Genomic DNA, 12,749 nt, shown 5'->3' on the forward strand with positions numbered 1-12,749 from the left:
CAGCGAGAGAAAGGGGACTACGTGAAGAAGCTCACACTCATGAAAACGCTTACATCCGTTTTGTTAATGATTGTGATCCAGATCGTTATCTGGATGTATTACTCAATGATACCCCCGAAGCATGTGCGGTTAACTGACGCCACACCCACTCCAGCGGTCCCTGGCGGAAATAACGCAGCCAGATGACAGAAAACGCCAGGTTTACTATCCAGACCGGAATAACAAACGCCAGTAGTCCGAGGCGGTCGAATTTCATAAACAGGCCAAAGCGATAGAAAAGCGTGGTGCAGATCAGCGTCTGCAGGAGGTAATTGCTTAACGCCATCCGCCCAACGCAGGCTACGGCGCTGACGATCCACAGGCGAGAAAGCTGCGGCCAGAAACCATAGATCAGCGCCGCATAGCCGATGGTCTGGAACGGCGAGCTCAATTCACGCGGCGCCTGCAGCAGGAATGCGCACCAGCGGTAATCCCAGTGAAGGTGCCACTGCGCCATCACCGCCGGAAGGTTAATCAGCACGCCCAGCAGGACCAGCCCCGCGCCGGTGCGGCGGTAGTGACGCAGGCTGAATTCCCCTTTCAGCCAGCCGGTGCGCATCAGTGACGCGCCCATCAGCATCATGCCCGCCAGCTGCCAGCCGTATTGCGCCCCCAAGGCAAGCAGATTGTCGCCCAGCATATCCGCACGGTTGCTTATCGCTTCCGTACCGCCCTTCAGCTTCCAGTACTGCTCGTACTGGAGGTTAGCGGCGTCCGGGATCCAGGAACGGTTTGTCGCGTCACCGGAGATCAGCCCCAGCAAAAGCAGTACGCCGAGTCCCATGAGATAGAGCATCACGCCGGTGTTAAACAGGCTTTTCACGCTGTGCGCGTCGCGAATCAGCCGCCAGCAGATTAGCCCGACTAACCCATAAGCGAGAAGAATATCACCATCCCAGAAGAACAGGCCATGGATAAAGCCGAGAATTGCCAGTAGCGTTAAGCGCGACTGGATCCAGCGCGTGCCGCGTTTGAGCAGAAGCTGCAGGCCCGCGCCAAACAGCAGCGCAAACAGCGTGAGGAATTTAACCTGAGCAAACAGGTCGAGGATCGCCCACGTCCAGGCATCGCTTCGGGTGATGTCGCCGTACCAGGCGGGATTGAGGTAAGCGGCCTTCGGCAGACCGAAGGCGCTGATATTCAGCAGCAGGATACCCAGAATGGCGACGCCGCGAACAAAATCGAGCGTGACGTTTCGCTCCATGGTCCCTGCCCTGTCTGATTAGTTGTGGTGACGCACTGCGCGCAGGAACTCCTGGCGGGTGTTCTGGCTCGATTTAAACAGGCCGCCCAGCGAGGTGGTGGTGGTCGCACTGGTCGCATCACGCACGCCGCGCGCTTTCACGCAGTAGTGCACCGCATCAATAGAGACCGCCACGTTATTGGTACCCAGCAGCGTTTGTAGCGCGATCAGGATCTGCTGCGTCAGACGCTCCTGCACCTGAGGGCGCTGCGCGAAGAACTGCACAATACGGTTGATCTTCGACAGGCCAATCACCGTGTCTTTCGGGATATACGCCACGGTCGCTTTACCGTCGATGGTCACGAAATGGTGCTCGCAGGTGCTGGTCAGCGTAATATCACGGACCGTCACCATCTCATCCACCTTCATCTTGTTTTCGATGACGGTAATTTTCGGGAAGTTGGCGTAATCCAGTCCGGAGAAAATTTCGTCAACGTACATTTTAGCGATACGCTTGGGCGTCTCCATCAGGCTGTCATCGCTCAGATCGAGATTCAGCAGTTGCATGATCTCGGTCATATGCCCGGAAATCAATCTTTTACGGGTTTCATTGTCCATATCCTGAACGGGCGGACGCAGTGGCGTTTCAAGACCGCGCGCGAGCAGGGCTTCGTGGACCAGGGCAGCTTCTTTACTGAGTGATGACATTTTGTTCTCCTGCAGGTGTGGCGTCTTTCGCCCTCGTTGTGGCAAAAGTATGCGCTCATTGTGCGTGAGGCGACGCACATAATCCAGTATTCACGACGATAATTATTGCAATTGCTGTTGCCTTTCAGCGTGGCGATTCCAGACCAGGGCACCCGCGACAAACAGCGCAACGCCAGCCAGCCCCAGCGCAGGCTCCAGCCGGTGGGTTAGCCAGGTTGATAACGCCGAGGTCACCGGCCCCACCAATTGCCCGATGGCATACCCGGTGGTGAGCAGCCCCGCCATATAGCGCGTGTGGTTCGGTGCCAGCTCGCGGCCGTATAAAAGAGAGAGCTGCACCGCGCAGAGGAACCCGCCTCCCACCAGCAGCCCGCCCGTCAGCAAGCCGCCAATGCCCGGCAGCAGCCAGGCCGCCAGCACGCCCGCGCCCTGTAACCACAGCACGATAGCCAGCCTGCGGTTAGCCGTTGAGGTGTGGCGCAAAAGAATGCTGAGCGCAATCCCCACCACGGCCGCGGCACCAAAAATCGGCCAGACAAACTGGGCAAACAGGCTGCCGGGAAAACGCACCGCCGCCATTTGCGAAAGGAAGGTCGCCGGAAGGATATAGCCAAATCCCGCCAGGCTGTAGCTCCAGACCAGGCGCTTGAGATCCGTCGTCAGCACCAGCGGCTCTGGCGCGCTGCCGGGTCGATGAAGCTGTCCGGAACGCGGCAGATAGCGCGCCACCAGCGCGACCAATACCAGCGCCAGCACGCCGTAGATTTGCCACGCCGCACCGGCCGAAAGGGATTTCGCCTGAATATAGACCGCGAGCAGGCCGCTCAGGGCGATGCCCGCGCCTGGTCCGGCAAACACGGCGGCGCTGAGCCCCGGTTTACCCAGCTGCCCCAGCCGCTCGTTGCTCCAGGCGGCAATCAGCACCATTGACCAGCCGCTCATGCAGCCAATCACAAAGCGCAGCAGGCCGTGCACAACGGCGTTATCCGCGGCGGCGGAGAGCAGGGTCAGCGCAACCGCACCGGTGATGCCAAGCCAGAGTCGCGTTTCAACAAAGCGGTGCGCCCGCATGGCATCCCATGCGCCCACCAGATAGCCCAGATAATTCATCGCCGCCACCAGACCTGCGCTGGTGAGCGTGAGTTGCCCGGCGGCAATCATCAGCGGCACCTGAGGCGTAAAGGCGAAGCGCCCTATCCCCATCGCCACCACCAGAACGACAAACCCACTAAGCGCAATACGCAGCGCCATGACCGCTCCAATTGTTAAAGAAAAGTAAATTTATGATGCAGCATCTCGCCGTTCCGCGAAAGTGAAAGTTGCTCACAGGTAAATGAAAACGCTGTATTATGGCTCTAATGAATAGCTATTCTCATTAAGGAGCCCTGCATGGAACTGCTCGAAGAGCACCGTTGTTTTGAAGGTCGACAGCAGCGCTGGCGGCACGACTCCACCACGCTGAACTGCGCCATGACGTTTAGCATTTTCCTGCCCCCGACGGAAAATCCGCCGGTTCTGTTCTGGCTTTCAGGCCTGACGTGTAATGACGAAAACTTCACTACCAAAGCGGGCGCGCAGCGTATTGCGGCCGAGCTGGGCATTGCGCTGGTGATGCCCGACACCAGCCCGCGCGGCGATGATGTGGCGGACGATGCCGGGTACGACCTGGGCAAAGGTGCCGGATTTTATCTCAACGCCACCGAGCAGCCGTGGGCGAGCCATTACCGCATGTATCACTACATTCGCGACGAGCTGCCAGCGCTGATTAAGGCCGAATTTACGGTGAGCGACCGCTGCGCCATCAGCGGCCACTCCATGGGCGGGCACGGGGCGTTAATCATGGCGCTGAAAAACCCGGGGAAATACACCAGCGTCTCTGCGTTCGCGCCGATTGTGAACCCAACGCAGGTGCCGTGGGGACAAAAAGCTTTCACAAACTATCTGGGTAAAGATGAAGAGAAATGGCAGGAATGGGATAGCTGCGCGCTGATGCTGGCAAGCCGGACGGAAGATGCGATTCCGATGCTTATCGACCAGGGTGATGCGGATCAGTTCCTCGCCGGACAGTTACAGCCTGCGGTTCTGGCTGAAGCGGCGCGCCAGAAGGACTGGCCGCTGACGCTGCGCATTCAGGCGGGATACGATCACAGCTATTACTTTATGGCGTCCTTTATTGAAGATCATCTCCGCTTCCATGCGGAACATCTGTTCAGGTAAGTTCAGCCTTTTTGCCCGGTAGCCTCCTGCATACCGGGCCTTTCCCCTCCCCCTCATTTACATAGTTCTATCCGCTTGAATCCAGGCTGGTTTCCTTTCACCTCCTTCAAACACAAATGATTTCAATTATCATTTGTGTTTACAATTCTACATTCTTTTGTACAATTCCAGGCTCTTCTCCATCTTAAAGAGTTCTTAAAAGACAAAAACATACAGTTCTCAGGGTTATCCCGATGGAGTTTTATTCATTTTTATACGGAATGTACAAATGACAATACCCCGCATTAAGCTCCTGGCCGTCGCCGTTGGCGCTGCCACATTCACCCCTCTCGTTCACGCAGCCGATCAGGACACCGTTGTCGTCACCGCGACGGGTTTTGAACAAAAGATCCAGAATGCCCCCGCCTCCATCTCTGTTATTTCGAAACAGCAGATTGAAGATAAAGCCTACCGTGATGTTACCGATGCCCTGAGAGACGTCCCGGGCGTGGTCGTCACCGGCGGCGGGAGTAGCAGTGATATCAGCATTCGCGGCATGGCATCTCAGTACACCTTGTTCCTCGTGAACGGCAAACGCGTCAGTACGCGAAGCACCCGCCCAAACAGCGACAACTCGGGTATTGAACAAGGCTGGCTGCCGCCGCTGGAGTCCATTGAGCGCATTGAGGTTATCCGCGGCCCGATGTCCTCACTTTACGGCTCCGATGCGATGGGTGGCGTCATCAACGTCATTACCAAAAAAGTCTCAAACACTAAAGCCTGGACCGGTTCGTTGCACGGCGATGCAACCTTCCAGGAAAACCATGATTCCGGCGATATCTTCCAGACCAACGCCTACGCTTCTGGTCCCCTGATTGACGGTCTGCTTGGCGCAAAAGTGACGGGGCTGTTGTCACGCCGCGCCGAAGATAAAATCGTGAACGGGTATAACGAGCAGAAAATGCGTAACGGTGGCATTACCCTGAACTTCACCCCGGATGAGAAGAACGATTTCGATCTTGATTTTGCTCGCGAGCTTCAGGACAGAAACAGCACGCCAGGGATGTCGAAAGCGGCTGAAACCTGCCGGGGAACGACCTGTACGCCAAATACTAAAAGCGACTCACGCTATGAGCACACAACTTACTCCTTAACCCACAGCGGGTATTACGACGACTTCAATACCACCAGCTATATCCAGCAGGAAGAGACCAATAATCCAGGTCGCAAAATGCGCTCGTATAACACCACCTTCAACAACCAGAACCAGATTTTCCTCGGCGATCATACGTTGACCCTCGGCGGGCAGTATCGGTATGAGAAACTGCGCGACGAGGGCAATCAGCTGGAAGCTGCGGACGGCCTGAACAAACTGACGCGCTGGAGCTGGGCCCTGTTTGCCGAAGATGAATGGTCAATGACGGAAAGCTTTACATTGACCGGCGGCCTGCGTATGGACAAAGACCAAAACTACGGGACGAACTGGACGCCGCGCGGTTACGGCGTATGGCACCTGGCCGATCACTGGACGTTGAAAGGCGGGGTTTCGGCTGGCTATCGTGCGCCGGATCTGCGGCAGTCGTCTGCCAGTTGGGGCCAGGTAACGGGTGGCGGCCGTCTTGACGGTATCATCGTTGGCAACCCGGATCTGAAACCAGAGAAGAGCCTGAGCGAAGAGCTCGCCCTGCTCTGGGATAACAACGATAACCTGAATGCCGGCGTGACGCTGTTTAATACCGACTTCAAGGACAAGATTACGGAAGTTCGCCGCTGTAACAGCAGCGCCGATCCCGCCTGTACGATTGGCGATCACAGCTATGATTTCGTGAGCGACCGCGTTAACGTGGACAAAGCCAACATGCGCGGCGTGGAGTCCTCCTTCGGCTGGAAAATCTCGCGCGATGTAAACTGGACCGCAAACTATACCTATACCGAATCTGAGCAGAAGAGCGGTCAGTTCTCAGGCAAGCCGCTGAACAAGATGCCGAAGCACATGTTCAACACCACCCTGGACTGGCAGGCGACGCCCGACGTAGGTTTCTGGAGCCGTCTGAACCTTCGCGGTAAAACGTCTGAGTACCTGAGCCGCACGTCAATGACCCAGGGCACACCGTCCTACACTCAGGTTGATGTCGGTCTGCGCTACAACGCGAACAAAAACCTGCTGGTTACCGCCGGTGTGTATAACGTGCTGGATAAGCAGATTGACTACGACACATATGACACCGTGCTGGACGGGCGTCGCTATACGGTTGGCATGACCTACAGCTTCTGATCTGCCCATAAAAAAAGCCCGCTCGAGTGAGCGGGCTGAAAGAGAGGAAGCGCGGTTATTGTTTAAATCGTTCCGGGAAATCCATTTCACTGTAGCGAACGAAGCGGGTTCCTTTCGTCAGTTTGTAGCCAAACCAGATGACCAGGAACAGCGGAATACCAATGTAGGTCGCCGTGACGGCACCCCAGTCAATGGTGTCCGCAAGGAAGGCCTCATAGTTCTGACCCAGAGTAATGATCAGGCACAGAACGAAGGCGAAAATCGGCCCCAGCGGGAAGAACCCTGAACGGTACGGCAGGTTATTCAGGTCATGACCCTGCATGACGTAGCCGCGACGGAAACGGTAGTGGCTGATGGCAATGCCCAGCCAGGCGATAAAGCCCGTCATCCCGGAGGTGTTAAGCAGCCACAGGTACACCGTCTGGTTGCCGAACATGGAGGTCAGGAAGCACAGGCCGGCAATCACCGTGGTGGCATACAGCGCGTTGCGCGGTACGCCGCCGCGGGACAGTTTCGAGAAAATGCGCGGCGCTTTGCCGTCGCAGGCCAGGGTATAAAGCATACGGGTGGAGGCGTACATGCCGGAGTTACCCGCCGACAGCACCGCCGTCAGGATCACCGCATTCATTACCGCCGCCGCTGAGAGCAGGCCCGCGTGCTGGAAGACCAGGGTGAACGGGCTGACGCTGATGTCTTTCACGTCGTTACGCAGCAGGCTTGGATCGGTATACGGAATGATCAGGCTGATAATCAAAATAGCGAACACGTAGAACAGCAGGATACGCCAGAACACCTGACGCACCGCGCGAGGAATGTTCTTCTCCGGGTTTTCGGATTCACCGGCCGCGATACCAATCAGCTCCGTGCCCTGGAAGGAGAAGCCGACAATCATCGCCACGCCAATCATCGCCGAGAAGCCCCCGGCAAACGGCGCATCGCCGATGGTCCAGTTACTCCAGCCCGCAGGTTCAGCCCCTTTGAAAATACCCACGATCATCGCCACGCCGACGACGATAAAGATGATGACGGTTGCCACTTTGATCAAAGAGAACCAGTATTCCGCTTCGCCAAAGCCGCGCACGGAGATGTAGTTCAGCAGGAAGATGACGGCGAGGAACAGGGCGCTCCAGATCCAGCCCGGCGTGTCCGGGAACCACCAGGTCATCACCAGCTGCGCGGCGACGAGGTCTACGGCGATGGTGACGGCCCAGTTGTACCAGTAGTTCCAGCCCAGCGCGAAGCCGAAGCCTTCCTCAACGTATTTTTGTCCGTAGGTCGAAAACGAACCTGACACCGGCATGTATGCCGCCAGTTCGCCCAGGCTGGTCATCAGGAAATAAACCATCAGGCCAATCAGGATATAAGAGAATAATGCCCCACCCGGGCCGGCTGCCGAAATCGTTGCGCCAGAGGCAACGAAAAGACCTGTACCGATTGAGCCGCCAATGGCGATCATCGTCAGGTGACGCGCCTTGAGTTCACGACGTAGCGTGGGCGCTTCTGTGGTTTTAGTTTCTGAAACCATGTGAAAATGCTGTCCATTTAATAAATGAGGCGCGATTGTAGCAGACGATCTGCGTTCCTTCCGGCAGAAATACCCTGTTATAAGAGAGCTTCATGACGCGTCCAGGATTATAAGTAACGCATTATTTTTCCCTCTCCCCTTTGGGGTGAGGGGCGCTTTTACATCTCGCAGTAGCGCAGAAAACGCTGCAGCGAACTGGACAGGTGTTTCTGACGATGGTGGATGCACCACAGCGTGCGCACCAGTTTTGGCAGCGGAACGGGGATTTCCACCAGCGATCCGGTCTCCAGCTGTTCGGCAATCACCCGCCGGGAAAGACAGCTGATGCCCAGGCCATGACGCACCGCGTGCTTAATCGCCTCTGAGTTTCCCAGCTCCATTCCCAGCTGGAAATGCGGCAGATGCGACAGCAGCAGGTAGTCGACAATCTCGCGCGTGCCGGAACCCTGCTCGCGGAGGATCCACTGCGCCTGCGCCAGCCGCTCCAGCGTCACCTCGCCCTGCAATAACGACGAGGCCGGAGACGCAAACACCACCAGCTCATCCTCCAGCCAGGGCTCGGCAATGATATCGACGTTGTGGCAAGGACCTTCGATAAGACCGATATCCACGCGGAAATCAATCACCGCGTTGATCACGTCCTGGCTGTTACCCACGCTCATTTCCAGCGGCAGGGTCGGGAAGTCCCGGCGGTAGCGGGCAATCACTTCCGGCAGGATGTAGTTGCCGATGGTGCTGCTGGCAAATACGCGGATCGCGCCGTTGTCCTCGCGGAACAGTTGCTCGATTTCAATAGCCTGCTCCAGCAGCGCCAGCGCGCGCGGGTAAAGCAGGCGGCCATGTTCGTTGACCACCAGTCGCTTCCCTACCCTGTCAAACAGCTGGACGCCCAGCTGGCCTTCGAGATCGGTCAACGCCGCGCTGACGGCAGACTGCGAGAGCGCCAGCATTTGTGACGCCTGGGTCGTCGAGCCGCTTTTCAGCACCTCGGCAAACACTTCCAGCTGACGCAATGTAATGTGCATGGTTGCTTACCACTTATAAAGATTGATTATAAATATATAATCAATTTTATTTTTAAGCCAGCGCGCCGTAACCTTTAGCCAGACAAAGGAGAAGGTTATGTCAGAAATCACCTTACAACATCATCGTACAGTGTGGCACTTCGTGCCCGGCCTTGCGCTCAGCGCCGTCGTCACCGGCGTGGCCTTATGGGGCGGCAGTATTCCGGCAGTGGCCGGTGCAGGGTTCAGCGCGTTGACGCTGGCCATTTTGCTCGGCATGGTGGTCGGGAACACCGTTTACCCCCACATCTGGAAATCCTGCGACGGCGGCGTGATTTTCGCCAAGCAGCATTTATTACGTCTCGGGATTATCCTTTACGGCTTCCGTCTCACCTTTTCGCAGATTGCGGACGTGGGCGTCAGCGGGATTGCCATTGACGTCCTGACGCTGACCAGCACCTTTTTACTGGCGTGCTTTATCGGTCAGAAAGTGTTTGGCCTGGATAAGCAAACCAGCTGGTTAATCGGCGCAGGCAGCAGCATCTGCGGCGCGGCGGCAGTGCTGGCAACAGAACCCGTCGTTAAAGCCGAAGCCAGTAAAGTGACGGTGGCGGTCGCGACGGTGGTTATCTTCGGTACGCTGGCAATCTTCCTGTATCCGGCCATGTACCCGCTGGTGGCGCACTGGTTTAGCCCGGAAACCTACGGCATTTATATTGGCTCAACCATGCACGAAGTGGCGCAGGTGGTGGCGGCAGGTCACGCCATTAACCCGGAAGCGGAAAACGCGGCGGTCATTGCCAAAATGCTGCGCGTGATGATGCTGGCCCCGTTCCTGATTTTCCTCGCGGCCCGTGTTAAACAGCTGGCACCGGCTGGCGGCAGCGAGAAGAGCAAAATTACCATTCCGTGGTTTGCGATCCTGTTCATCGTGGTCGCTATCTTTAACTCCTTCCACCTGCTGCCAAAAGCGGTAGTGGAGATGCTGGTGACGCTGGATACGGTGCTGCTGGCGATGGCGATGGCGGCGCTGGGGGTGACCACGCACGTCAGCGCGCTGAAAAAAGCCGGTGCGAAGCCGCTGCTGATGGCGCTGGTACTCTTCATCTGGCTGATTGTCGGCGGCGGTGCGATTAACCTCGCCGTGCACAGCCTGATGGCATAAACCATCTCGTCCTTCTCCTGTTAACCCGCTATCATAAGCGTTTCGGGTTAACAGGAGTTTTTTTATGAAATACGTTGGAGCGCACGTCAGCGCTGCAGGTGGCCTGGCGAATGCCGCCATTCGCGCCGCCGAAATTGAGGCGACCGCTTTCGCCCTGTTCACCAAAAACCAGCGCCAGTGGCGCGCCGCGCCGCTCACCGCCGACGTGATTGATGATTTCAAAGCCGCCTGTGAAAAATACCATTACGGGCCGGGCCAGATCCTTCCCCACGACAGCTATCTGATTAACCTCGGGCATCCGGTGCAGGAAGCGCTGGATAAGTCCCGCGAGGCGTTCCTTGATGAAGTGCAGCGCTGCGAACAGCTCGGGCTGACGCTGCTGAACTTCCATCCGGGTAGTCATCTGATGCAGATTGATGAAGATGCCTGTCTGGCGCGCATTGCCGAATCCATCAACATGACGCTGGATAAGACCAAAGGCGTCACCGCAGTGATTGAAAACACCGCTGGTCAGGGCAGCAACCTCGGCTTTAGGTTTGAACATCTGGCGGCAATCATTGACGGCGTGGAAGATAAGTCTCGCGTGGGCGTATGCATTGATACCTGCCACGCGTTTGCCGCCGGGTATGACCTGCGCACCACCGAGGCCACGAAAAATACTTTCGAGGAGTTCGAGCGCGTTGTTGGCTTTAAATATCTTCGCGGTATGCACCTGAACGATGCGAAAAGCGCGTTCGGCAGCCGCGTTGACCGCCACCACAGCCTGGGCGAAGGCAATATCGGTCACGATGCCTTCCGCTTTATTATGCAGGACGCCCGCTTCGACGGTATTCCGATGGTGCTGGAAACCATCAATCCGGATATCTGGGCGGAGGAGATTGCCTGGCTGAAGGCACAGCAAACCGCAGAACAGGCGGCATAAAAAAAGCCGGGTTGCATTAGCACCCGGCTTTTTTATTGCTTACTGCTTACGCTGCTTTTGCCACAACTTCCGCTTCCGGACGTTTCAGCACCGCGTAAGACAGGCCTGCCACCAGCGTACCGGCAACAATCGCCAGCAGATAACCCAGTACCGGGGTGATGGCGCCAGGGATCAGCAGGACGAACAGACCGCCGTGCGGTGCCATCAGCTTCGCGCCAATCGCCATGGAGATGGCACCCGTTACCGCGCCGCCGACGATACAGCACGGCAGAACACGCATTGGGTCACGCGCCGCGAACGGAATCGCACCTTCGGTGATGAAGCACAGGCCCAGCACCAGCGCCGCTTTACCGCCTTCCTGCTGCGCTTTGTCGAACTTACGACGGGCAATAATCGTCGCCAGGCCAAGCGCCAGCGGTGGCACCATACCGGCCGCCATGATCGCCGCCATCGGCGCGTAAGTCTGGGTACTCAGCAGGCCAACGCCAAAGGCGTATGCCGCTTTGTTCACCGGGCCACCCATGTCGGTACACATCATGCCGCCGAGGATTGCGCCCAGCAGCACCGCGTTCGCCGTGCCCATGGTTTGCAGCCAGTGGGTCAGGCCCGCCAGGATACCCGCAACCGGCTTACCAATCAGGTAGATCATCGCCAGACCGACCACCAGGCTGGAGATGAGCGGAATGATCAGGATTGGCTTCAGCGCCTCCATACTCTGCGGCAGCTTCAGCTTCGAGCTAATCAGCTTCGCGACGTAACCTGCGAGGAAACCGGCGATGATACCGCCAATAAAGCCGGAGCCGGTGCTCACCGCCAGCATACCGCCGATAAGACCCGGGGTCAGACCCGGACGGTCAGCAATGGAGAAGGCGATAAAGCCCGCCAGCACCGGCACCATCAGCGCGAACGCTGAACCGCCGCCGATCTGCATCAGCGCAGCCGCAAGCGTCCCTTCTTCTTTAAATGCCGTAATACCAAACGCGAACGACAGTGCGATACACAGGCCGCCCGCAACCACCATCGGCAGCATGTAGGACACGCCGGTCAGCAGGTGACGGTATGCGCCCGCAGACTCTTTTTTGCCTTCGGTCGGCGTTTTTACTGCGCCGGTGGCCTGATACGGTTTGGCTTCTGCCAGGGCCTTATCAAACTCCTGCGCGGTCTTTTTCAGCGCCAGGCCGGTAGAGGTGCGGTACATCGGTTTGCCGGCAAATTTCGCCAGATCCACTTCGATATCTGCCGCCACAATCACCAGATCGGCCTCAGCGACCTCTTCCGGCGTAATGGCATTGCCCGCCCCCACGGAGCCACGGGTTTCAACCTTCACCCACCAGCCGCGTTTTTTCGCTTCGGTTTCAATGGCTTCAGCCGCCATAAAGGTGTGCGCCACGCCCGTCGGGCAGGCCGTGACCGCGACAACGCGTTTCGGACCCGAGGCCGCAGCAGGAGCCGCCGCGACAGGCGCGCTGTAGACGGTCGCGTGACCTTTCGCTTCGCTCAGGAACAGTTCCGGGTGTGCCACCGCGCGATTAATATCGCCCAGCCACACTTTTTTGCCGTTCAGCGCGCTGTCAGCGGGAATTTTATCGCCCAGGACAATCGCCAGTTCGGCATCGCCTGGGTTATCAATGATGTCCAGGTGTGCTTTTTGTGCCGCCGCGCCCAGCAGGGTCTTCGCCATGTAGGCGCGAGCCTGTCCGAGACCGGAGTCAATGATCAGCAGCGTTTTCAT

General features: G+C 57.5%; 10 protein-coding genes. 4 read left to right on the forward strand and 6 right to left on the reverse strand.

The genetic code is table 11. The features are described 5' to 3' along the window. Positions 1–85: 85 nt before the first annotated feature. The 3 genes from yeiB to IM313_RS22025 form a co-directional block, all read right to left on the reverse strand. Positions 86–1,243 carry a DUF418 domain-containing protein YeiB gene (gene yeiB, locus IM313_RS22015; protein WP_047367961.1) on the reverse strand — a complete coding sequence of 386 codons (1,158 nt, stop codon included), beginning with the start codon at positions 1,241–1,243 and terminating at the stop codon, positions 86–88. Positions 1,244–1,261: 18 nt separating this feature from the next. Next, entirely contained in the window at positions 1,262–1,930 is a 669-nt protein-coding gene (gene folE / locus IM313_RS22020; RefSeq protein ID WP_047363083.1) for a GTP cyclohydrolase I FolE, read from the reverse strand. Between the two features lie 102 nt (positions 1,931–2,032). Continuing rightward, positions 2,033–3,181 (reverse strand): YbfB/YjiJ family MFS transporter, encoded by a 1,149-nt coding sequence (locus tag IM313_RS22025; RefSeq protein WP_041909011.1) that lies wholly within the window; start codon positions 3,179–3,181, stop codon positions 2,033–2,035. A gap of 138 nt (positions 3,182–3,319) precedes the next feature. On the opposite strand from IM313_RS22025, the gene fghA reads away from it, so the two are divergent. Continuing rightward, the gene (gene fghA, locus IM313_RS22030) at positions 3,320–4,147 is read left to right on the forward strand and encodes an S-formylglutathione hydrolase (protein WP_192971284.1); all 828 of its coding nucleotides are present in this window, start codon (positions 3,320–3,322) and stop codon (positions 4,145–4,147) included. Positions 4,148–4,415: 268 nt separating this feature from the next. Then, a complete protein-coding gene (locus IM313_RS22035; protein WP_192971283.1) occupies positions 4,416–6,401 on the forward strand; it encodes a ligand-gated channel protein in 1,986 nt (661 codons plus the stop codon). Positions 6,402–6,456: 55 nt separating this feature from the next. On the opposite strand, the gene IM313_RS22040 is transcribed toward IM313_RS22035, so the two are convergent. Together IM313_RS22040 and yieE are read right to left on the reverse strand one after the other, a co-directional pair. Further along, positions 6,457–7,926, reverse strand: coding sequence for an amino acid permease (locus IM313_RS22040; protein ID WP_049000368.1), 1,470 nt, complete (start codon positions 7,924–7,926; stop codon positions 6,457–6,459). 158 nt (positions 7,927–8,084) lie between these two features. Further along, positions 8,085–8,951 (reverse strand): DNA-binding transcriptional regulator YeiE, encoded by an 867-nt coding sequence (gene yieE / locus IM313_RS22045; RefSeq protein ID WP_045629869.1) that lies wholly within the window; start codon positions 8,949–8,951, stop codon positions 8,085–8,087. Positions 8,952–9,048: 97 nt separating this feature from the next. Here yieE and IM313_RS22050 point away from each other — a divergent pair, with 97 nt between their 5' ends. Both IM313_RS22050 and nfo read left to right on the forward strand, forming a co-directional pair. Continuing rightward, positions 9,049–10,095 (forward strand): YeiH family protein, encoded by a 1,047-nt coding sequence (locus tag IM313_RS22050; RefSeq protein ID WP_028013867.1) that lies wholly within the window; start codon positions 9,049–9,051, stop codon positions 10,093–10,095. Positions 10,096–10,159: 64 nt separating this feature from the next. Then, a complete protein-coding gene (gene nfo, locus IM313_RS22055; RefSeq protein WP_049000370.1) occupies positions 10,160–11,017 on the forward strand; it encodes a deoxyribonuclease IV in 858 nt (285 codons plus the stop codon). Positions 11,018–11,063: 46 nt separating this feature from the next. Here nfo and fruA read toward each other — a convergent pair whose 3' ends face one another. Then, positions 11,064–12,749 (reverse strand): PTS fructose transporter subunit IIBC, encoded by a 1,686-nt coding sequence (fruA, locus tag IM313_RS22060; protein ID WP_049000371.1) that lies wholly within the window; start codon positions 12,747–12,749, stop codon positions 11,064–11,066.

Origin of the sequence: Enterobacter cloacae complex sp. P2B, assembly GCF_014895985.1 — a bacterium.
GTDB lineage: Bacteria > Pseudomonadota > Gammaproteobacteria > Enterobacterales > Enterobacteriaceae > Enterobacter > Enterobacter bugandensis.